A 284-nucleotide genomic window follows, 5' to 3' on the forward strand; every position below is an offset into this window, starting at 1 on the left:
GGATGACGGTGCGGAACAGTTCGCCACCCACCAGGAGGCGTGGCAGCAGGCCGTTAAGGAGCATGATGCCGTGTTGGAAAAGGCGCTTAGGACGTTGCCTGCAACTGCTGGAAAGAGCGGGCAGGAGGTCGGTGCGGCCTACCAGCGCCTTATGATCGAGATCGAGCGCATCAAGCCGATGAAATCGCGAGTAGCTGCCCATGAGTCTCAGCTCGACGCCTTGCGACAGGAGCGACGCAATCTGTTGGCCGAATTATCAGATTTGCGCGGACAACGCATACGCG

1 pseudogene is annotated in these 284 nt (G+C 59.5%); it reads left to right on the top strand.

The features are described 5' to 3' along the window. Nucleotides 1-284, top strand: a pseudogene (locus SB816_RS31025) (TrlF family ATPase); the annotation flags it as partial.

It is taken from the genome of Achromobacter sp. SIMBA_011 (assembly GCF_046535435.1).
GTDB classification, from domain to species: domain Bacteria; phylum Pseudomonadota; class Gammaproteobacteria; order Burkholderiales; family Burkholderiaceae_B; genus Achromobacter; species Achromobacter dolens.